This window comes from Gluconacetobacter sp., assembly GCF_047721585.1.
Taxonomy (GTDB): domain Bacteria; phylum Pseudomonadota; class Alphaproteobacteria; order Acetobacterales; family Acetobacteraceae; genus Gluconacetobacter; species Gluconacetobacter dulcium.
Genome location: NZ_JBDNXE010000008.1, coordinates 46,076 through 68,406, shown reverse-complemented (window position 1 = coordinate 68,406; position 22,331 = coordinate 46,076). Strand labels below are relative to the sequence as shown.

The 22,331-nt window shown below is 62.1% G+C and carries 18 protein-coding genes; 9 read left to right on the top strand and 9 right to left on the bottom strand.

Annotation, left to right across the window (positions count from 1 at the left end; all coding sequences use genetic code 11):
- The coding region (locus tag ABF821_RS03440; protein ID WP_415529029.1) for an NAD(P)H-dependent flavin oxidoreductase at positions 1-832 on the bottom strand (832 nt) is incomplete at its 3' end.
- Between the two features lie 252 nt (positions 833-1,084).
- Between ABF821_RS03440 and ABF821_RS03435 the strand changes: the two genes are divergently transcribed.
- On the top strand, positions 1,085-1,858 hold the full coding sequence (locus tag ABF821_RS03435; protein ID WP_415529028.1) for a TetR/AcrR family transcriptional regulator: 774 nt from the start codon (positions 1,085-1,087) through the stop codon (positions 1,856-1,858).
- 111 nt (positions 1,859-1,969) lie between these two features.
- On the opposite strand, the gene ABF821_RS03430 is transcribed toward ABF821_RS03435, so the two are convergent.
- The 5 genes from ABF821_RS03430 to ABF821_RS03410 all read right to left on the bottom strand — a co-directional run bounded on the left by ABF821_RS03430 (position 1,970) and on the right by ABF821_RS03410 (position 8,637).
- The gene (locus ABF821_RS03430) at positions 1,970-2,563 is read right to left on the bottom strand and encodes a chalcone isomerase family protein (RefSeq protein ID WP_183008994.1); all 594 of its coding nucleotides are present in this window, start codon (positions 2,561-2,563) and stop codon (positions 1,970-1,972) included.
- A 211-nt stretch (positions 2,564-2,774) separates the two neighbouring features.
- Positions 2,775-3,260: a PaaI family thioesterase gene (locus tag ABF821_RS03425; protein WP_182974975.1), complete on the bottom strand. Its 486-nt coding sequence runs from the start codon at positions 3,258-3,260 to the stop codon at positions 2,775-2,777.
- 76 nt (positions 3,261-3,336) lie between these two features.
- Positions 3,337-5,127: an acyl-CoA dehydrogenase C-terminal domain-containing protein gene (locus tag ABF821_RS03420; protein WP_415529027.1), complete on the bottom strand. Its 1,791-nt coding sequence runs from the start codon at positions 5,125-5,127 to the stop codon at positions 3,337-3,339.
- A gap of 19 nt (positions 5,128-5,146) precedes the next feature.
- Positions 5,147-7,498, bottom strand: a complete 2,352-nt coding sequence (locus ABF821_RS03415) for a 3-hydroxyacyl-CoA dehydrogenase/enoyl-CoA hydratase family protein (RefSeq protein ID WP_415529026.1) — start codon at positions 7,496-7,498, stop codon at positions 5,147-5,149.
- The gene (locus ABF821_RS03410) at positions 7,498-8,637 is read right to left on the bottom strand and encodes a thiolase family protein (RefSeq protein WP_182974978.1); all 1,140 of its coding nucleotides are present in this window, start codon (positions 8,635-8,637) and stop codon (positions 7,498-7,500) included. Before ABF821_RS03410 ends, ABF821_RS03415 begins: the two co-directional genes overlap by 1 nt.
- A 586-nt stretch (positions 8,638-9,223) precedes the next feature.
- Here ABF821_RS03410 and ABF821_RS03405 point away from each other — a divergent pair.
- The 6 genes from ABF821_RS03405 to ABF821_RS03380 all read left to right on the top strand — a co-directional run bounded on the left by ABF821_RS03405 (position 9,224) and on the right by ABF821_RS03380 (position 15,615).
- Positions 9,224-9,409 carry a hypothetical protein gene (locus ABF821_RS03405; protein WP_183008990.1) on the top strand — a complete coding sequence of 62 codons (186 nt, stop codon included), beginning with the start codon at positions 9,224-9,226 and terminating at the stop codon, positions 9,407-9,409.
- Positions 9,406-10,155: an electron transfer flavoprotein subunit beta/FixA family protein gene (locus tag ABF821_RS03400; RefSeq protein WP_415529025.1), complete on the top strand. Its 750-nt coding sequence runs from the start codon at positions 9,406-9,408 to the stop codon at positions 10,153-10,155. The genes ABF821_RS03405 and ABF821_RS03400 overlap by 4 nt, the downstream gene beginning before the upstream one ends.
- Positions 10,156-10,157: 2 nt before the next feature.
- On the top strand, positions 10,158-11,093 hold the full coding sequence (locus tag ABF821_RS03395; protein WP_415529024.1) for an electron transfer flavoprotein subunit alpha/FixB family protein: 936 nt from the start codon (positions 10,158-10,160) through the stop codon (positions 11,091-11,093).
- Positions 11,094-11,523: 430 nt separating this feature from the next.
- Entirely contained in the window at positions 11,524-12,825 is a 1,302-nt protein-coding gene (locus ABF821_RS03390) for an OmpP1/FadL family transporter (protein WP_182974982.1), read from the top strand.
- A gap of 71 nt (positions 12,826-12,896) precedes the next feature.
- Positions 12,897-14,555 carry a long-chain-fatty-acid--CoA ligase gene (locus ABF821_RS03385; RefSeq protein WP_415529023.1) on the top strand — a complete coding sequence of 553 codons (1,659 nt, stop codon included), beginning with the start codon at positions 12,897-12,899 and terminating at the stop codon, positions 14,553-14,555.
- A 415-nt stretch (positions 14,556-14,970) separates the two neighbouring features.
- Positions 14,971-15,615, top strand: coding sequence for an SCO family protein (locus ABF821_RS03380; RefSeq protein WP_183008986.1), 645 nt, complete (start codon positions 14,971-14,973; stop codon positions 15,613-15,615).
- A gap of 24 nt (positions 15,616-15,639) precedes the next feature.
- Here ABF821_RS03380 and ABF821_RS03375 read toward each other — a convergent pair whose 3' ends face one another.
- The 3 genes from ABF821_RS03375 to ABF821_RS03365 form a co-directional block, all read right to left on the bottom strand.
- Positions 15,640-17,007 carry a PepSY-associated TM helix domain-containing protein gene (locus ABF821_RS03375; RefSeq protein WP_415529022.1) on the bottom strand — a complete coding sequence of 456 codons (1,368 nt, stop codon included), beginning with the start codon at positions 17,005-17,007 and terminating at the stop codon, positions 15,640-15,642.
- A gap of 14 nt (positions 17,008-17,021) precedes the next feature.
- Positions 17,022-19,370, bottom strand: coding sequence for a TonB-dependent receptor family protein (locus tag ABF821_RS03370; RefSeq protein WP_415529021.1), 2,349 nt, complete (start codon positions 19,368-19,370; stop codon positions 17,022-17,024).
- A 229-nt stretch (positions 19,371-19,599) separates the two neighbouring features.
- Entirely contained in the window at positions 19,600-19,992 is a 393-nt protein-coding gene (locus ABF821_RS03365) for a hypothetical protein (protein WP_415529020.1), read from the bottom strand.
- A 166-nt stretch (positions 19,993-20,158) separates the two neighbouring features.
- Between ABF821_RS03365 and ABF821_RS03360 the strand changes: the two genes are divergently transcribed.
- Together ABF821_RS03360 and ABF821_RS03355 are read left to right on the top strand one after the other, a co-directional pair.
- Entirely contained in the window at positions 20,159-20,398 is a 240-nt protein-coding gene (locus ABF821_RS03360) for a hypothetical protein (protein ID WP_182974988.1), read from the top strand.
- 416 nt (positions 20,399-20,814) lie between these two features.
- Complete coding sequence (locus ABF821_RS03355) at positions 20,815-21,747, top strand: glycosyltransferase family 2 protein (RefSeq protein WP_182974989.1); 933 nt, start codon at positions 20,815-20,817, stop codon at positions 21,745-21,747.
- Positions 21,748-22,331 lie beyond the last annotated feature (584 nt).

Here is a 22,331-nt window from a genome sequence, read left to right as displayed (position 1 = left end):
CCCCCCAGATATCCCGCCACGCTTTCGTCCCGCTGGAGAAGGTCGATACATCCATCCGCGACGGATCGGACAAGGCGAGGTCCGCGGGGTCCAGACCGGCCGCACGAATGCTCGCAGCCAGATAATTGCCATGCACGCCGGTAAACAGATTGGAATAAACGATGTCTTCAGCCGACGACTCCACGACCATCTGCTTGTAGCGCGGATCGGCCGCAGCTTCTTCCGTCGCGATGAAGGCCGAGCCGATATAGGCCAGATCGGCCCCGAGCGCCCTGGCCGCGACGATCGCCTGACCGCCGGCGATGGCGCCGGAGAGCGCGAGCGGCCCGTCGAACCACGCCCTGATTTCCTGCACCAGCGCGAAGGGCGATTGCGTGCCCGCATGCCCCCCAGCCCCTGCGGCCACCGCGATCAACCCGTCCGCCCCGCGCGCCACCGCCTTGCGCGCGAACGCATCGGTGGTCACATCATGCAGAACGATACCGCCATAGGCGTGGACCGCATCATTCACCTCCGGCCGGGCCCCGAGCGACGTGATGACGACGGGCACCCGGTATTTCACCACCAACGCCAGATCCTCCTCCAACCGGGCATTGCTGCGATGGACGATCAGATTGACGGCGAACGGTGCATCCTCGGCAGTCAGGGACGATGTCAGACGACGCAGCCAGTCTTCCAGAGCCGATGCCGGCCGCGCATTGAGCGAAGGAAACGCCCCCACGACCCCGGCCCGGCAACAGGCCAGCACGAGTTCGACCGTCGAGACAAGAAACATGGGCGCGGCGATAGCCGGCAATGCCAGCCTGCCCAGCAAGGATATCGGCATCGACATGGCGCTCTCCCGGCCGCTCCTTCCCGTGACGCTGCGGCGGCCGCGGCAAGAAATTCTAACATTTGTTAGCCCATCACTACGCTACCGGCCGACCGCCGTCGAGACGCAAACGCATTCCTTTCCATCACGGATGGTTGAGGGCACAAAACCTTATAATGCCAACGGAAAATGACAAATATCCCATAAAATCCTGTAGTCTTCCGGAACCAGGGCCGATAGGCTGGACCGAAGAAAGTCTGGAAGCGACCGAGCATGACGTCATCGCGCACGCCACCGAACAGAAAAACCCGTACAAAGACCGGCGGTGCCATCCTCTCCGCCATGCGCGCGCTTCCCTTCAGCCCCAATAGCGACGAAGCCGGCGCCCACGCCGAACGGCGACAGGAAATCCTCGAAGCCGCCGCGCAGCTTTTCGCCGAACGCGGCTACAAGGCCACCTCGATCCGCCAGATCGCCGACGCGGCAGGCATGATGGCGGGGTCGCTCTATTACCATATCGAGTCGAAGGAATCGCTGTTCGTCGAGATCCATAATCGCGCGCTCGACGCGGCAGCCAGCAGGATCTTCTCGGCCATCGCGCCCCACACCGCGCCGTGGGCCAGGCTGGAGGCCGCCTGCACGGAACTGCTGGATATCCAGCTCAGCCTCACTTCGATCACCCTGCCGATGATGAACAGTATCGTCTCGGCACCGCCGGACGTGCGCGACGCGCTGGTCAAGAAGCGCGACGAGTTCGAATCGATCTTCCGCAACATCATCGACGATCTGCCGCTCCCCGCGACGATCGACCGCGACATTTATCGGATCCTGCTTCTGCGTGCCCTCAACACGGCGAACGACTGGTACCGCAGCGGCCGCATGTCCCACGACCAGATCGCACACCAGATCTTCACGATCTTCAAACACCAGGCGGAATCAGAGACCGACATAACCGCCTCCCCCCGCCCGCGCAGCCGTTCCGCCGCACCCATGCGGCGTTCACGGGCCGCGCGTGGCACAGGCGCGCCTGTCTCTTCGGAGATATGAAATCGACAGCGGTCCTATTCGTTCAGGAGCCTTGTACGGGGAACACATGATGCCCCTGAACGAATAAGAGTCTTTCTTCTTCTTTTTCTTCGGGAAGAGAAGCGTTTCTTCTCAATTCGCATTCCCCAGCAAGCCCTGGCGGAACCCGTCGGTCGGTGCCGCCTCACTCAGCAGCGACTGAACCAGCCCCTTGCCGAAATTCGGGTCATTGATGGACGCCACCACGGCGCCATTGCGCTGAATGCTGACGCCCTGATCCGTAACGAGGATGAGTTGGGCCTCCCCCCTCTTCGCGGCCGCCAGATGCGCGGTCAGCGCGGCGAAGGAGGCCTCGTTCTGCGCGTCGCACGCATAAAGCTTACAATAATGCGTATGAATCGATTCATACTCGCCCTTTACCCGCTCCAGGGAAGCGTCGTGAAGGAACTCCGTATAGAGGACTTTCGGATTCGGGCCGTTGGCAAGCGCCTTCTCGTCCCGGCTCGGCGAGACGACATACAGGCCGGTCGCGTAGCCATCGACCAGATGATAGAAGACACGAACACCCACGCCATTGAGCTTCAGCGACGTGCTGCCGATCTTCAGATCTTCGGGGAAGACGGCCCCTCCGACCCTCGTATCCGCATGACCGGCGGACGATGCAACCGTCAGCCCCGCCACCAGGGCCAGACTGATACGGAACGACGACCTGCGTAATCCAGACATAACGCGATCCTCCACATGAGGCCGGATACCGCCACATGCGGTATCCGAACCCGTCCCCCTTCCGTCATGGGCGCGCACCAGCGCCGCCCCGGTTCGGAATGAGCGGGAAATGAGTGTGAAACATAAAAATGCCCGCCAGACGCCACCCATGCGCGCAACCCGGATATCCGCGACAGAAATTGCCAGGTGCGGCAAGGGCTGCAGGCTAACATCAGCTTCGCATGAAACTCCGCAGCAGCTTTCCGGTATCCAGCCGGATCTCGGGGTCGGGCGCCGGCCGTTTATAGACCCCGCTTGCCCGGGCGATCGGCTTGCCCTTCACCCGCGCCAGTCCCTGGACAAAGACGGCACTGCGCGTCACCCGCAGCACGTCGGCACTGAACTCGATCCAGTCATCCGGCAGGCCGGGCGCCAGAAAATCGACAGATAACGACATGGTCGGCAGGATCGGCACCTGAAGGTCGTGCTCGAACATCGCCGCCATGGCCATATACCCGTCGAAAACGGTCGCGATCATGCCGCCATGGCACGTCCTGGCATGATTGCAATGCCGGGCTTCCACCCTGAAACCGGCCAGCAATCGCCCATCCGCCTCCGCCACATCAAATCCGCCGATGATCGCATCGAAGCCGGTTTCGTTCAGCACGGGCAGCGGACGAAAGCCCACCGGCGGCGTTTGAGACACATGGACCATCATATTCTTCTCCAGAAAGCGGACAGATCCGACATAAAATGTCGTTCCACCTCCCTTGGGAAGTGGAACGACATTCCAGTCAGAATGCGTCGTCGGCCAGCGCCATCATTGACGCCTTGCCCGCCTTGATCTTCAGATAAAGCGACGCTGACTCGGGAAGAACACGATCATAGAAGAAGCGGGCCGAAGCGATCTTGGTGCTATAGAACGCCTGATCCGGCCCGGCGGCGAAGGATTTCGGTACGGCGATCGCCACCGTGCGTGCCCAGAGATAGGCCAGCGAGACCAAGCCGATCAGCCGCAGATAATCCGTCGCGGCGGCACCAGCTTCCTCCGGGTCCTTCATCCCGCGCTCGGCAATCTGCCCCGTTGCCAGTTGCAGCGCGCCGAACGCGCGTTCCAGCCCGCTGACCATCTCGCCCAGCAGCGGGTTCTCCTTGTTCTCCGCGATGAAGGCCGCGATGGGGTGGAAAAGCCCGCGCAGATTGCGCCCCATATGCGCCGGCAGCTTGCGTCCCACGAGGTCGAGCGCCTGAATCCCGTTGGTGCCTTCATAGATCATCGCAATCCGCGAATCCCGCACGAACTGCTCCACCCCATGGTCGGCGATATAACCGTGTCCGCCATAAGTCTGCATCGCCAGATTGGCCGATTCGAACCCCAGATCGGTGAACATCGCCTTGACCACCGGGGTCATCAGCGCCACGAAATCCTCGGCATCGCGGCGCTCGCGTTCATCGCCGCCATGTTCCGCCACATCCAGCGCCATCGACACCCATGCCCCCAGCGCCCGACAGCCCTCGGCGTTGACGCGCATGGTCATGAGCATGCGCCGCACGTCGGGATGCACCACGATCGGGTCGGCCGGCAGCGCGGGATATTTCGCCCCCGCGAGCGACCGCCCCTGCAAGCGCTCCTTCGCATAGGCCACCGCGCTCTGGTACGCGACCTCCGCAATCCCCAGCCCCTGAATGCCCACGCCCAGCCGCTCGGCATTCATCATGGCGAACATCGCCTGCATCCCCTTGTGCGGGGCGCCGACCAGCCAGCCTTTCGCGTCATCGAACGCCAACTGACAGGTCGCGGAGGCCTTGATGCCCATCTTGTGCTCGATGCCCGTGCACAGCACGCCATTGCGCTCGCCCGGCGTGCCATCGTCGCGCAACAGGAATTTCGGCACCAGGAACAGGCTGATCCCCTTGATCCCGGCGGGCGCATCCGCCAGCCGTGCCAGCACCAGATGGATGATGTTCTCGGACAGGTCGTGCTCACCGGCCGAAATGAAGATCTTCGACCCGCTCAGGCGATAGGTTCCATCCTCCTGCGGAACCGCCTTCGTCCGCAGCAGCCCCAGATCGGTGCCGCAATGCGCCTCGGTCAGGCACATGCTGCCCGACCATTCGCCGCTGATCATCTTGGGCAGGTACTGCGCCTTCAGTTCCTCGGAACCATATTTGCGCAGCGCCACCATCGCGCCGCCGGTCAGGCCCGGATACAGCCCGAAGGAGAGGTTGGTCGCGCAGATCATCTCCGAGAGCATCATGCCGATCGTCTCGGGCAGTCCCTGCCCGCCATATTCCGGCGGCGCGGAGAGGGCCGACCAGCCCCCTTCGCAGAACTGCCGATAGGCGTCGCGGAACCCGTGCGGCGTCGTGACGACGCCATTCTCCAGCCGGCACCCTTCGCGGTCGCCCGACATGTTCAGCGGCAGCAGCACTTCGGAGGTGAATTTCCCGCCTTCCTCCAGCACCGTCTCCGCCAGGTCGGCATCGACTTCGGAAAATGCCTCCAGCGCCGTCAGCCGCGAGAAATCGTGCAGTTCGGTCAGCACGAACTTCATGTCGCGCAGGGGTGGTGTATAGGTTTGCATCTTTCTGGCTCCCCTTGCGTCAGTTTCTGAGGGGCTTGCCGGTTTCGAGCATATGCTCGATCCGGTCCAATGTCGGAATGCTCCGGACCAGTTCGGCGAATGCCGCGCGTTCCAGCCCCAGCATATCCTCCTCGGTCACGATCTCCGTCACGTCGTGGTCGCCGCCGGTCAGGATGCCGGCCAGCTTGCCCGCGACCGTCACGTCGTGCGGCGTGGCGATGCCCTGCCGCGCCATGCCCTCGACAGCCATGTCGAGCGCCAGCTTCCCGCCCGCGCCCGCCAGGTGGAATTCCGGCTTCGGCGGCGGCCGGTACCCCTCGACCAGCGACAGCGCCAGCGCCTTGGCGTCGGCCAGCAGCCGATCGCGATTCATGGTGATGCCGTCACGATCGCGCAGGATATGCATCCGCCGCGCCTCGGCCGCCGATTTCGAAACCCGCGCGGTGGCGATCATCTCGAACACCTCGCGCGTCGGCGGCATCGGCCCTTTCGCCGTACGCGGATCGGCCCGCAGCCGGTCCAGCATTTCGCCACAGCCGCCCCAGCCGGGGATCAGCCCCACACCGCACTCCACCAGCCCGATATAGCTCTCGGCATGGGCCTGAATGGCGTCGGCATGCAGCACGATCTCGCAGCCACCGCCCAGCGCCATGCCGGCCGGCGCCGCCACGACCGGGAAGGGCGCATATTTCAGTGCCTTGTAAACGCTCTGCCCGCGAGAGACGAGTTTGCCGATCTCCCCCCAGGCCGCCATGTTGGCCGCAAAGGCCGCCAGGCCCAGATTGGCGCCGGCCGAAAAATGGGCGGCATCGGAATACAGCACCAGCGCCTTGAAATGCTCCCCGACATAAGCAATGGATTTTTCGAGGATTGTCATCACGCTCTCGTCGAACGTGTTCATCTTGGTCGTGATCTCGAAGCACGCCACTCCGTCGCCGATATCCCACAGCGCGCCCGACCTGCTCGACAGCACCGGCTTGCCACGCTTGCGGAAATCGCCCAGCAGGATCACCCCGTCGGGCCGCGTCACCGGATGCCAGGCGCAATCCACGCCGAAAGCCTGGGTCGCGCCGTCCCGATCCTGATAGAACCGCCCGTCTCCGACCGCCTCGATCAGCGCCGGCACCGCGATCCCTTCCTGGCGCAGCACCCCCGCCAGCTTCGCCGCCCCGATCTGGTCGATCAGCGCGAACGGCCCCTTCTTCCAGTTGAAGCCCAGCTCCATCGCCCGGTCGATGCCCACGATATCGTCCGAAATCTCGGGCACCAGCGAGGCCGCATACGCCAGCGTCTCACCCATAACCGTGCGCGCATAGGCTCCGAACCGGTGGTCCGAGGCCAGCAGCCCGGCGGCATCCCCAGCGCCCGGCGGCAGCGAAAACCGCTCGGAGCGCGCATAGTCCCCGGTCACGAGGTCGATGGATTCCTTGACCTTCCCGCCCCCCGCCTTGTTGATGCGATAGAAGCCCCCCTTGCCCTTGCGGCCGGTATAGCCTCCCTCGATCATTTTCGCGATCAGGGGCAGGTCCTCGGCGAAGGCGTGATACCGGTCCCCGGCCGCCAGCAGCGATTTCATGCTGGCCGAGATATGCGGCATCAGGTCGATGCCCACCAGATCGAGCAGTCCGAACACGCCGGTCTTGGGAATACCGAACGGCCGGCCGATGATGGTATCGACCTGCTCCACCGTCAGCCCCTGATCCACCGCCACCCGCGCCGCCGCCTGCATCCAGAACGTGCCGATGCGGTTGGCGATGAAGCCTGCGGTATCCTTGGCCCGCACCACGGTCTTGCCCAGCCACCGATCGCAGAAATCCGAAACGGCGGCGACATGCGCCGGATCGGTCATCGGCCCGGCCACGACCTCCAGCAGCCGCATGTAGCGCGGCGGGTTGAAGAAATGGGTAATCAGGAAATCCCGCTGGAAGCTCTCCGGCATCCCGTCCACCAGCCGCGCCAGCGGAATGGTCGAGGTGTTGGACGAAACCGGCGTCCCCGGCCGCCGCACCGCATCCAGGCGGCGATACAGCGCCTGCTTGAGGTCCAGCCGCTCGATGATCACCTCGACCACCCAGTCGCAATCGGCCACACGGGGCAGGTCGTCGTCGATATTGCCGGTCGCGATCAGCTTCGCCGCCGCCGGGTCCATGAAGGGCGCCGGCTCGGTCTTCAGCGCCTTGGCGATCGCGCCGTTGGCCAGCGCATTCGGGTCCGCCCCCTCCACCTTGCGGTCGAGCAGCACCACCGGCACCCCGGCATTGGCGATCTGGGCGGCGATCCCCGCCCCCATCACGCCCGAGCCGATCACGCAGACGCGGGAGAAGACCGGCCGCACGCCGCCGCCCCCGCCAGATGTCACATCCTGGGTCATCAGATGCGCTCCAAGACCGTGGCGATGCCCTGTCCACCGCCGATGCACTGCGTGGCCAGCGCGTAGCGCGCGCCCTCACGCTCCAGAAGCTGCGCCGCCTTGCCGACGATGCGCGCCCCCGTGGCACCCAGCGGATGGCCCAGCGCGATCGCGCCGCCATCGATGTTCAGCGTCGCATCCCGCACGCCGAGTTCGCGGGCACAGGCGATCGACTGCGAAGCAAAGGCCTCGTTCAGTTCGACGACGCCAACATCCTCGATCGTGATCCCCGCGCGCTCCATCGCCTTGCGCGAGGACAGGATCGGCCCCAGCCCCATGACCTCGGGCTCGCAGCCCGAAATGGCGATCGAGCGGATACGTGCCAGCTTCGGCAAACCCTTGCGGTCGGCATACGCTTCGGAACAGACCAGCACCGACGCCGCCCCGTCGGTCAGCGGCGAAGACGTTCCCGCCGTCACCGTGCCCTCGGCCGCATCGAAAGCGGGCTTCAGGCCGGCCAGCCCCTCCGCCGTGGTGTCCGGACGCGGGCAGCCATCGGCCGAAACCACACCGTCACGGGTCTGGATCGGCACGATCTCCGCCTCCAGGCGGCCCGCCGCAATGGCGTCGCGGGCACGCGCCTGGCTGCGCAGCGCGAACTGTTCCTGCTGGTCACGGCTGATTTCGTATTTCCGCGCGACATTCTCGGCGGTGATGCCCATGTCCATATAGGCGCCCGGCCGCTTCTTGTAGAGTGCCGGATTGGGCAGCGGGTTGAACCCGCCCATCGGGATGCGCGTCATGCTCTCCACGCCCGCGCAGATAAAGGCTTCCCCGGCCCCCATGCGGATCGCCCCGGCCGCCATGTGGACCGACTGCATCGACGACCCGCAGAACCGGTTGACCGTCACCCCGCCCACCGAAAGCGGCAGGTCGCTCAGCAACGCCACGATCCGGCCCAGATTGAAACCCTGCTCTCCTTCCGGGAACGCACAGCCCAGAATCAGATCCTCGATATCCTCCGGCGCAACTCCCGTGCGCTCCACCAGCCCACGCACGACCTGGGCGGCGATGTCGTCAGGGCGTGTCCTGACGAACTGCCCCTTGCGCGCGAGCTGAAACGGCGATCGCGCATACCCTGCGATGACAACGGAATTCATGAATAGCGCTCCTGGCAATGCCTTCGTTTATTATGTCTAACGTTTGTTCGAAGCGAAGGCGCGCATTGTGCCTCGCCTTGATAAGGGAACGAGGCCGCTTCAGAAAAGACGCTTTGTCGTGATGACACGATTCATTGATGGCGCCAGCCACCATCCCGGCAGCGCCGATCAGAATAAAAATCATCTTATATCAATATATTAATCTCATATTTTTACAGACCAACACCCCTTCATGCCCCTGAAAATTAATACGAACGATCGTTAGAAATTCCTTTCTTCCGCCGAAAATCGACGGAAAAATCCCCATCACCAAACGCCGGATCACCCTTGCACCCAGCCACGACGCGCAAGCCCGAATGCGATCTCAAATATGTGACGAAAGGACAGAACACGAACAATTCCTTTTCTTATCATTATTCTACGAGATTTCCCGCTCCAGGAAGCCACTCCCGTCATCCTGTGCCGCCATCATATTCCTACCTATCGACTGTTCGATAAAACGGCACGGCGATATACTGCCCTTGCTGAACGGTGCCGCTCCGTCAGAGGCCGCTCCAGGCGGCCGGTGCGGGAGCGCGGGAGACGCATGCATGAGCCACAGGATGCCATGGAGTCCGCCGCCGCGCGCATCCGCGCCCCGGCCGACCCGGCGATGGCGACCGGGCTGAGGCAGCCCCAGCGCCCGAGGTGCCAAAGCCCGGTCGCGCACGAGACCATCCATACCCAGACCGAACGCGAGGCGTTCCGCATTTTCATCCCCGAGGTCCCATGAAAATCCTTGTCCCCATCAAACGTGTCATTGATTACAACGTGAAGGTGCGCGTCAGGCGCGATGGCGGCGGCGTGGAGACCGCCGGCGTCAAGATGTCGATGAACCCTTTCGATGAAATCGCCGTCGAGGAAGCCCTGCGCCTGCGTGAAAAAGGCATCGCCAGCGAAGTCCTGGTCGTCTCGATCGGCGTCCCGCAGGCCGCCGACACGTTACGCACCGCCCTGGCCATGGGCGCCGACCGTGCGATCCTGGTCCAGTCGGAGGAAAGCCCCGAACCGCTCGCCGTCGCCAAGATCCTGAAAATCCTCGTCGAGCGCGAGACTCCCGATCTGGTCATCCTCGGCAAACAGGCCATCGACGACGACATGAACGCCACCGGCCAGATGCTCGCCGGCCTGCTGGACTGGCCGCAGGCCACCTTCGCCAGCCGCGTGGAGAAAACCGGAGACGGCCTCACCGTGTCGCGCGAAGTCGATGGCGGCTCGGAGAGCCTCTCCCTCACGCTCCCCGCCATCGTCACCGCCGATCTGCGCCTGAACGAACCGCGCTACGCCTCCCTGCCCAACATCATGAAAGCCAAGAAGAAGCCGCTCGAAACCCTGTCGGCCGCCGATCTCGGCATCGACCTCACCCGCCGGCTCACCACGCTCTCGATCGCCGAGCCCCCGACCCGCAAGGCCGGCATCAAGGTCGGCAGCGTGGCGGAGCTGGTCGAAAAACTGCGCAACGAAGCCAAGGTGATCTGATCATGACCGCACTCGTCCTGCTGGATGCCGAAGACGGCACCATTCCCCAGACTTCCCGCTCGGCCATCGCGGCGGCCACCAGACTCGGCGATGTGGATGTGCTGGTCGCCGGCGGCCCGGAGACCATCGAGTCCGCGGCGGCCGCTGCCGCGAAGATCCCCGGCATCCGCAAGGTCCGCACCGTATCGGGCGAGGATTTCGCCCACGCTCTTGCGGAGCCGCTCGCGGCCCTGCTCGTCGCCCTTGCTCCGGAGTACGACCACATCGTAGCCGCTGCTACCGCCATCGGCAAAAGCGCCCTGCCCCGCGCCGCCGCCCTGCTCGACGTGCAGATCATCCCCGATGTCATGGAGATCAAGGACGCCGAAACCTTCGTGCGGCCGATCTTCGCCGGCAACGCGCTGGTCACCCTACGCTCATCGGATGCAAAGAAACTCCTCACCATCCGCACGGCCAGTTTCGACCCCGTACCGGCCGAAGGCGGCACCGCCCCGATCGAAACCCTCACGCCGCCCCCTTGCCGGTCGAAAGCGCATTTCGTCTCGGCGGAGCATTCCAGCACCGAGCGCCCCCAGCTCGAAGCCGCCCGGATCATCGTCTCCGGCGGCCGTGGCCTGCAAAGCGCGGAAGGATTCAAGATTCTGGAACCACTGGCCGACAAGCTGGGCGCCGCCATCGGCGCCTCTCGCGTGGCCGTCGATTCCGGCTTCGTCCCCAACGACTATCAGGTCGGCCAGACCGGCAAGATCGTCGCCCCAGACCTCTATATCGCCTGCGGCATTTCCGGCGCCATCCAGCATCTGGCCGGCATGAAAGACAGCAAGGTGATCGTCGCCATCAACAAGGACGAAGACGCCCCCATCTTCCAGGTGGCGGATTACGGCCTGGTCGGCGATCTGTTCCAGATCGTACCCGCCCTGACCGAAGCCCTCGGATAATCCCTGCCATGGCGGGGCGACCACGCGCGGCGTGGCCGCCCCTCACCTAACGATCGTTCTGCAAGAAGAGCGCCTCTCCCCGCGTCCACACCGCAAACCGAGCACCCGCATCCCGCAGCGGAACCGAGCATCGACCGCTTAGCCGGCGGCTCAGCCCCGGCACATGCCGCCTGGGCTCCTTTTCCTCGCAAAAAAGCTCCCGTCCAAACACTCATTGGAACTTCAGCCTTTTTTTGACGTTTGGGCCGCCCGTTCGCGGCTTTGCCAGTCGAGAGAGTGTGAAGCGCGCTTCTTCCGATTCCAGCCCTGATTTTCTTGCAAGCCTGCCAAACGGAGCCCATAGTTTTCCCGGATCAGAGACATGGAGAAAGCGCTTGCCGGCTTAACCTACCAAATGTTTGGTTTAAATGCTGAGATGGTCAGTCCAATAATGAAAAATAAAATCACGCTGATGGCATGCAGCGCCCTCCTCACCCAGACATTGTTCATCCCCGTCCACCGGGCCGCAGCTTCGGGTTTCGCCCTGCGCGAGACCGATGCTGTTTCGCTGGGCAACGCCTATGTCGGCTCCGTCAGCCGCGCGGGGGATGCGTCCACCGTGCTGATGAACCCGGCCGGCATGTCCTTTCTCGACCACAGCGAATTGCAGAGCAACGTCTTCTACGCCGGCCCCGTCGCCCGCTTCTCGGGCCAGAACTATATGGGTCCCGGCGTCACCACGCCAGGCGTGCAGGGCAATCGCGGCATCACCGACGCCGCCACCGCCGCCGGATACGGTGTCCTGAAGATCGATCCGCACTGGGCGATCGGCTACGGGTTCTACACACCCTACGGCCAGCGCGCCAATTACCCCTCCAACTGGGTCGGGCGCTACCAGAGCCTTGTCAGTGCGGTCACGGACTACGAACTCGGGATCATGGCCTCCTACCGCTTCAACAAGCGTCTTTCCATCGGTGTCGGCCCCCGCATGGGCTTTCTCGCTGGCCGCTTTACGCGCGGCGTCAATCTGGGTCCGCTGAACGCCCTGGGTCCGACGACGGTCGACATGGCCGGAAACGCCTTCGGCTTCGGCTACGATGCCGGCATCCTCTACAAGCCCGACGACGCAACCCAAATCGGCATCAACTACCAGTCGCGCATCTCCTACGACCTTTCCACCCGTACCAAATTCTCACCGCCCCCGCTCCTGGCCGCCAATCCGCTGATCAACGGTTCGCTGATCGCCCAGAGCGGCCACGGCGCCATGCAGGTGACCTTGCCCGACAGCGTCTCTTTCGGCATCACCCGTGTTCTGTCGCCACGCTGGACCATCATGCTACAGGGCGAATGGACCCACTGGTCCCTCCTGCATTCGCTGAACAACACCTCGGACCACCCCGGTGGCCTCAGTTCCTCGATCCCGGTCAACTGGCGCAATAGCTGGTTCGGCGGCATCGGCGCGACATACCAGGTGTCCAAGGCCGTCCTGCTGCGCGGCGGCTTCAGCTACGACCAGAGCCCGACGACCGTCAGGAACCGCAACACGATCACGCCCGACACCAACCGGTTCGACCTGGCCGGCGGCGTGGACTACACGCCGATCAAACGGCTGACTCTTACCCTGTCCTACGCCCATATTTTTGGCACCAATCCGAAAATAAACGATGCCGCCTCGGAAACATCAGGCCGATTGATCGGCTCCTATAACGATTACGGCAACGTCGTCGCCTTCGGTGTGAGGACACGTTTCTGAACGACAGCGGGATCTCACGGGATCGACCCTCCACCAAGGTCTCCCATCCCGCCCGATTGAAGGGTTTTCCCATGAATGCCATGAATGAAAGCACCATACTGCGTCATACCGCGTCAGGTGATTCGATTCAGGATCTGTTCGAACTTCTGCGCGTTTCGACATTCCGCCATCCCAATGCCCTCGCCATCGACTTCATGGGGCGCAAGCTCGCCTATCGCGAAGTCTTCCAGGCGGTGGAGCATGTTGCCGGCGGCCTGAAGGATATCGGTGTCTCCAAGGGCGATCGCATCGCCGTCTCGCTGCCCAACACGCCTTACGCCGTGATCCTTTTCTTTGCGGTGCAACGCATCGGCGGCATCGTCGTCAATCTCAACCCGCTCTACGTCCAGCACGAGGTCCACCAGATCCTCAAGACCGCAGACGTGTCGGTTCTGGTGATCTCGGACCTCGCAGCCATCGCCGAACCCGCCTATCGGGCGGCGGAGAACACGTCGGTTCGGCGCATCGTCGTCTGCCCGTTCTCGCACGCCCTGCCGCCAGTCAAAGGGGCCCTGTTCAAAGTCCTCAAATCAAAAGACATCTACCATTTCCCAGCCGACAAACGCATCGTCACCTACGACGCGCTCGCCCACAGCAAGACCGTTGTCAAGCATGTCACGATCGACCCGATGCACGATGTCGCCGTCCTGCAATTCACCGGTGGCACCACGGGTATTCCCAAGGCGGCCAAACTCACTCACGGCAATCTTCTGGCCAATATCGAACAGATCAAGGACATGGCGCGAGACGCCCTGAGAGAGCCCCCGACCACGCTGGGCATTCTCCCCCTGTTCCATGTCTTCGCGCTGATGGCCGTCATGCTGCTCACCATCGAACGCGGTGGCGAAATCGTCCTGCTGCCCCGCTTCGACGCGCAATCCACCCTCGCGACCATGCGGCGGGTCCGGATCTCGCTCATGCCCGCCGTCCCGACCATCCAGACCGCCCTGCTCCGCGACCCCGGCCTGTCGCCTGACCTGTTCAGCCATATGCGCGCCATCATTTCCGGCGGCGCCCCCCTGCCGGTCGCCCTGCGCAAGCGTTTCGAGGAAACGGCCAAGTGCCCGGTCATCGAAGGCTACGGGTTGAGCGAGACCTCGCCGGTCCTCACGCTCAATCCCCTTCACGCCGTCCGTGACGGCTCCTGCGGCAAGGTCGTCCTGCACACCGACCTGCAGATCCGCAGCCTCGACGACATCAGCCGCCGCCTGCCGGTCATGGAAAAGGGGGAAGTCTGCGTCAAGGGTCCGCAGGTGATGTCCGGTTACTGGAAGGGCGAGGGAGATGCGTCCGCCTTCACGCCGGACGGCTATTTCCGCACCGGCGATGTCGGCTATCTCGACGAGGACGGCTATCTCTTCCTGGTCGACCGCCTCAAGGACATCATCATCTGCGGCGGCTACAACGTCTATCCGCACGTCATCGAGGAAGCCCTTCACCGGCATCCCGCCGTGCTGGAAGCCCTGGTCATCGGCGTGCCCGATTCCTATCGCGGCCAGTCGCCCAAGGCTTTCGTCACCCTCCGCCCCGATTCCACAGTCACGGCGGCCGAACTGGCGACCCACCTGGAACAGTATGTCTCCAAGATCGAGCGCCCGCGCGAGATCGTCTTCCGCGACTCCCTGCCCAAGACCCTGATCGGAAAACTGTCTCGAAAGGACCTGAAAATTCAGGAAGGCATCACCAGCTGACATTCGATGGTGCAGAAAGCCCACGCTGACCCGCGTCGCGGTAAGCAGGGCTTCCGCCCATAATCCCTGGCCACCGCCCATCCACCTGGACTGCGTCGTCCCGCCCTGCCTCCTTCATCTTCTTCCGCGCAGGACGCGCCACCGTCGTCCAGCGGGCGGCCCCAATCGGCGCAGACAGACAATATCGGCAGCGCAACCGCCATCACGAAGACCATTTTCAGAATGGATGCGCGCCTGGACGGGCCTCTCTGCACTGCCAATGGAAACATGCCGAAACCTGGCGAAGCATGTTTTTTCGTTAAGGCACTGAATTGTCACAAAGGGTCACCCTCGCGCCGGGATTCGCCGCAGGAGTCGCAATCCACTGCAAAAACAAGTAATATGCAACGCTTCATCGCCCCGCACGACAAGAGGCATGCCGAAAAAGACCCCGCCCCGCTTCCGTTCCTCCCCGTCCACACGGGGCCGCCCCTGGACACGCGCGGCGCTGTTCACGGTGGCCGCGCTCGGCCTTCTTCTGGCCGCCGCCGGATTGCGCACGCTGGTGCTGGACCGCCCTCACCCCACCATCGGCGGCCCATATGCGCTGACCGACCAGCAGGGCCAGCCCATAACCCAGGCCGCTTTCCACGGCCGCTACACACTGATCTATTTCGGCTACACGCATTGCGTCGATATCTGCCCGCTGACGCTGGCAACCGTCACCGCCGCGCTGGATCAGCTCGGCCCCCGCGCCGCCTCCGTCGTACCGGTCTTCGTCACCGTCGATCCCGCGCGCGATACCCCCTCGGTCATCCACGACTATGTTGCCCGTTTCTCACCCCGTATCGTCGGGCTGACAGGCAGTTCCGCCCAGATCGAGCCGGTGCTCGCTTCCTTCCACGTCCTGGCCCGCCGCCACACACCCACCTCCAGCCATGCGGACAGCGCCTATCTGATGGATCACAGCTCCGTCCTCTATCTGATGGACGGCAACAACCATCTCGCGGCGATATTCCCCGTCGATTCCAGCCCCCAGAGCATCGCCGATCGCTTGCGCACTCTCCTGCCCAACGCCTGACATCCTGCCGGACCATTCGCCCTTTCAAATACGCCCCGATCCGTCAGGCGGAATACGACGTCCCGTCATCCACGCCGCTATCGCCAGCAGCAGCAGCGACGCGCCCAACTCCGGCAGCAACACCCCCAGCAGAAGCATCACCAGACCGGCCCCTGTCCCCACCCGCCGGTCCGGCAAGGCAGCTGGCACGCCCCAACCGCCGGGTGGCCGGCGACGCAGCCATAAAATGGTCGCGGCAATAGTCATGGTCACCAGCCCGCTGGCCACCAGCAGGTTGAGCAACTGGTTAGGCCAGCCGAACAACTGCCCTTCATGCGCCGCCACACCATAACCGACCACACGATCAACCAGCCCCTTGCCGGCAAAATCCCGGCGCGCCAGCACACGTCCATCCGCTCCGATCTGCACACTGGCCCGTAACGGCCGATCCTGCGTATCCGACCGGACCTCCCATGGCGCTCCCGCCGATGCGGGCGGCGTCACAAGAGCCGGTGCCGGCAACCCCAGCCGCACACCCGTCGCGACCACGGCATCGAGCCCGGCAAGACCGTCCGGTTCCACCGTCTGCCCGCCCCCCATCTCCATACCCGGCATGTCGGCCATAGCCCCCATGCCGGCAGGAGCCGCAACCGGATGCCCCGCGATCGTATCGCGAACGGGAACAGCGCCGATTTCCCAATCCGACACCGTCATCAGGCGCCCGACCCGATGCTCGACCGATTGCAGCGCATGCCCCCAGACGAACGACCAGGGCAGGCCCGAAACCAGAAACAGCGCCAGCACCAGCGACAGCCACAATCCGCTCACCGCATGCAGATCCCGCCACCGCGCGCGTCCGGCGAGCCCAAGCCGCGGATAGACAATCCCCGCCAGTCCCCTGCGCCCACGAGGCCACCACAGATAAAGACCGGTCATGATCAACACGATCGTCCAGGACGCCACCATCTCCATGATGACCGACCCGGTATTGCCCAGCAGCAATTGTCCATGCAGCTTGAACACCAGCCGCTCGAACCGCGATTCTTCAGGCACCTGCCCAAGAACCGCCAACGACGACGGATCGACATAAACCCGGATCGCCTCGTCACCCCGCAGGACGATCACCCGCGCCGCGCCATGCGCCGGACGAGGCAGTTCATAAGCCATGAACCGGCTTCCCGGCACCGCTCCCAGCGCCGCACGCACCTCCGCCGACGCGGGAGCCACCATCCCCGGCGCCACACGATGGTCATAGCGCCAGTCGATCAGATCATCGATCTGAGGCTTGAACAGATAGATCGTGCCTGTCAGCGCCAGAAAGGCAACGAAGGGCAGGCAGAACAGCCCCGCCAGCATATGCCAGCGCCAGACCGTCCGATATTGGGGCCAGAAGACGACTCGTCCCTCACGCATCACCCTGCCCTCCGTCAAAAATGCACCCGCACGCCGCCAAACACGGCACGCGGCGACCCGGCATAGATCGACCCGGTCCGCGTCGCCAGCACCGCCGCCCCAGCCTGCGTTCCATCGGCCCGCAACACATCTGCAATGTTCGTCGCACCAGCCACGTAAGTCTGGTTGGCGAGATTCTGCACTTCGACATACGCATGCAGCCGATGCACCCAGCCAAGGCGTTTCGGCGGATCGTAATGCAGTTCCAGATTGACCAGGGCATAACCAGGCGCCCGCAATCGATTGGCATTATCCAGCCAGTAATCGCTCCGCCAGGTCACCTCGACATACCCGCCAAGCCCCTCCAGCGGACCGTCCGGCTGGTCATAGAGAAAGCGGGCGTTCAGAAAATTCGGAACCACGCCCGGAATCCGCCTGCCGCTTCGATCGAACGCGCGCGACACCCCGCTGCCGGACATCACCTCGGTGTAATCGGTGTAGATCTGGTTGTCGTAGGTGTAACTCAGCCTGATCCGCCCGCCGGGAAGAGCATGGCGCAGCGGCGTCCATTCCGCTCCCAGTTCGACACCCCGATGCTGCGACGCCGGAGCATTGAACGTGAAGGAACTGACCGTATCGACCCCGGCCGACTGGCTGACCAACTCATTGCGATAGAATTCGTAGAACCCCGTCGCCTGAAGATCGAGCCCGGCAAACGGATGCCAGTCCGCCCCCAGGTCAACCCCCACGCTGGTCTCGCTCCTCAGATGGGTATTGTTGCCATAATTTCCCTGCGGGGTCACGAACAGGTTCGATGTCGTCGGCGTGGCATAGGCGGTGCCGACGCGCGCATGCAGCGTCCAGTCGCGATCCGGCGCATAGATCAGCGCCGCTTCCGGCGCGAGATTGAAGAAGAAGCGATTAGCCGTAATCCCGGTCACACGCTGCCCGGCGGCACTGTAGCTATACAGGTTCTGGATCGCCCCGAGATCGGAGTAGGTCCCTCCCAACCCGACCACCGCATGCCATTGCGGCGCGAACTGCCAGTCCTCCTGGAACCGGGCGCCAAGATTCCACTGATGCCCGTACGATGTCCCGTTCAACCCCCCGCGCGTCGCCCCGCCTGCCGGCGTGACGTTATAAACCTGCGATCCGAAATCCAGATAATCGAAACTGATACCGCCGAACGTCGTCAGGCTGGTTGCCCCCAGCCGCGCATGGTTCGTCACATCGCTGCTGGCATTGTAGGAATTATAAGGTCCCACATAGCTGGCAACAGAAGTCGGCTGGTCGATATGGCGCTGATCATAAGTAAACTGGTTGCGCCAGGTCGTCCGACTGTCGAAATCATGCTCCCAACGCAGACCGACGATGGTCCGACGGTCGAACCGGCCCAGCCCCGCCTGCTGCGGGGTCCGGGCGACGGTCGCGCCATAATGGCCATTGACCAGCAGATTCACCGTGGCACACCCCGCCGCCGCATCCGCGGCAACGGCACAGCCCTGCTGATAAGGGTTAAGCCGATACTGCGCCAGAGACAGCCGCAGAGGCAGAAACGCATCCGTGACGTTATTGACGAATTTCAGGATCAACCGATCCCGTTCCGTCAGGTTGACGCGCAAGCGCACATTCTCGGTCGAGGTCGCATAGCGACTGTTGGCAATGAAGCCATTCCCCCGCACGTCGCTGCCAAAGACCGCCAGATCATACGACCGCCCGCCGACACCCAGCGTGACATATTGATTGAACATGCCGAAACTGCCGAAATCCGACCCCAGTTCCAGCCCATGGATATCGGCACCGGTGCGGGTGCGGAAATTGATCGCCCCATTGATCGCATAATTCCCGTACACGGTGGAAGCCGGTCCCTGAAAGACATCCACCCCCTCATAGGCATGCGGATCGATCAGATCCGACCGCGCCGTGCCATCGGGCTGGGTAACCGGAAAGCCATCTTCCAGTACCTGAAGGTTCTTCAGCCCGTAAGACTGCCGATCTCCCGACCCCCGCACCGACACCACAACATCACGCGGCCCGTTCCCCGCAACAAAGCTGACGCCGGGAATGGTCACGACCATATCCGCGACACTCTGCCCCACCTGATTGGCAAAGCTGCCCCGCTCGGCACTGTAGGTCGTCTGCCCCGCCGGCCGAACCGTCGCTGCCCCCCGCCCCGAACCGCGCACGGTCATCCGCTCTCCCGCCGGAGCAACAAAAGCAACGGGCGCAACCGGCACAGCACGCGCGAGATGCCCCCGATCATGCGGCACGACAGCCGGGCGCCCCTGCTCGACCGATTGAGCAAAAGCAGCATGCACGCAGACCAGCGCCAACGCGCCGGCCACCAACCCCGGTCCACCTGCGTGGACAATTCTGATGGACATGAATTCAGACCTGAAAGACCGATACGAAAGCCCACCGCACAGCGCACGATGGTCACGAGAACGTATTCAGAACCTGATTCGAGATACGGGCTGGCAAACAAAAGCGCCCCACCGAGGTCACCTCCACCGTGCCTTCCCGCGCCTCAAAGCCGGCGGCCATATGACCACAAGCACCAAAACCAGAAAATGCGCGTCGGATCGCCGCCAGCGTGCATGACCGAACAGGCTCTCAGGCCAGGGCGGGTGGTCCTTGAGGATAAAGGCTGAAACGATGCCGAAAGGGCGGCCCGCGAACAGGAGGGAACACCCACCCCATCCCTATGGCAATGACAGTGCACGCCACGAAAGCGACACTGCCCACGGTCAAGGCCGGCGTGTCGAGCGCCTCGGCCAACAGCACGAAGCCGTCCGCCTGCCCATTACCTCCGTGATGCGACCCATCAGGCCCCGGTGCCGCAGGATGACCACTGTCACAGAACACCGACAGACTGGCCAGTTGCGCCAGCGGATCGTCGAACACGGCCTGCGGACTCGCCAACCCGCCGAGCGTCAGCCGCGCGACCAGCGCAAGCAGAACCAGCGGCCATGCGGCCCGCCACCTCGCCTTGCTGTCGCGCATCATGCCCATAAGTTCGCTCTTAGGGCCTTTCCGCGGACCTGCCTAGCATATCCGAACCGTCATAAATGCAGGAACCGGCCCCCATCTCGCCTGCGGGCCATTTTTTCCCTTCCTTTTTTTGCCGCATCGTCCATACGTCGGCCGTCCAGCAGGAAGAAGGGGGGACATCATGGAAGACGAAAACGACGTGATCGTCGGCTATCTCGTGATACGGGAAATCGGCGACGACGAGGTGCAGTTCTGGGACCCTGAAGCAGGCTGGAACGACGACCCGGACGACGGCAAACTCTACGAGACCGCAGAGGAAGCCGAACGCGACGCCGAAACCCTCCGCGCCGGCAACAACGACACCATCACCGTCGAGCCTGTCTATGGCGACGACGGCGAGGAAGAAGAAGAAGAGATCTGATCTCCGCCGTGCGGTGCTTTCGGTCGGTCCACAGCCGAAGGCACCGCCAGAGCGAGCCGTCAACAGAGCATACAACCCGATTAACCGGCACATGGGTCTTCGGACGATCCTGAGACTGATAAGCCTCACGCCGGTCCTTGCGAACCGTTCTCGCTCGCCGGCCTACATTCCTCCACAGATCCCGCATGCAAATGCGCAGCATCACGGGAAAGAGTCCCGCCAATGATGTCCCGACCAAGGCGGTCTTGGCATACTCTGCTTTCATTATCCAAAAATGTTCCTCTATTTTTAAATGCGCTCGGACACTCTATTCAAATAAATAGAGAAAAAATTTCGTCTACTCACAATCGACAACGCGACGAAATTCTGACAAAATATACCATTCATTAAAAATGGCGCGCAGGAGAAATCATCTTATGGAAGCCAGGAAAAGTAAGGTTGGTATCATTATAAGAACAAAAAACAGGCCGATTTTTCTCAAAAGGGCTCTCGAATCTGTCTCAAGTCAAACATTCAGCAATTGGCACATCTATATTATCAACGACGGTGGAAACGCCGAAGAACTGAAGCCCATTCTTCAACCATATGAAAAGAAATTCTCTGAAAAAATAACGTCCATAAACCTCCCCATTTCATATGGTCGTGGGGGCGCCATGTCACTTGGGATCGGCGTGGCAACAGAAGACTATATCCTCATACATGATGATGATGACACTCTGGAACCTCTTTTCCTGGAGAAAACCGTTTCGTATCTTGATGCTGACAAAGATGATGTCTTTTGCGGCGTAACAACAAGTAATTATGACGTCTACGAATACGTCGACGGCGATCGAATCATCACAAAAGAAAAGACCGATACGGGAGGTCAAAAAACAGGAACCTTGGTGGATGTCAGCATCTACCTTTCCCATATAGGCGTCATACTTCCAATCACCTTCCTATTCAGACGGAAGCTGATTGATCTTTCTGGAAACGTCAATACAAACATGCAGCATTATGAAGATTATGATCTCTTCATAAGACTTATAATGCGCGGTGAGATCGGAATCATACAAGACTTTCTATGCTCCTATCATCACAGGGAGCCGACGGGTACCGCTTCCGACACCAGCCGACATGAAAAGAAATTCGACTATCATCTGGCCTACCGAAATAACGTTATCAGAAACGCCATAAATAACGGCGACAACCTGACCGATTTCCAGGCCACATTTATTCACGGGAAATCCATAAATTCTCACTACACCAATCAGATACTTAACCACATGCACGTATTAGGAATGAGTATTATCGCGATGTCCAAGGCCATCTCAGAAATAGCCGCCAAGATTGAAAAAAGAAATTTCTGATCTATCCACGACTGGTACCTCGTTATTCGATTTGAAACCACACATCATCCGCGGCATGAGCGTCGTCCACTGGGCTTCGCTCATGCACCGTTGAATACCAAAATGGTTCGTACGTTGATGGAACACCGCGATGCCAGAGCATTTCCACCGAAAGCCGGTTTGGTTGAAATGCTCTAGTTCATTGTTTTCATGAGAATCTTCACCTATTTGAATGCACGCATTCAACAGGATCTGCTTGTCTTATGACTGTGCTGTCGCCGTGTGCGATAAAGGGCCGTTGAGCCGAGGGTGTCCACCCCCGGCTCAACAGGAAGGGGACGGGTCGGGATCTTCCACGCCATGACGGGCCGAGTTAGAGTAAGGCCACCCCTTCTTTTCCTTGTGCCTTGAACAGATACCGGGGGGATGGCGCCCCGGATGACAAGCATAGGACATTGAAAAGATGGCGCAACGTGAGGATTCCAACCTCTTTCAGAGCCTGACCGAAAATGCGCCCTAGAGTCATATCCGTTCACACTGGTTCACGGATATGACTCTAGATTATTGATTTTTCGAGCATCTTTATCCGACCAGATGGGTCCATC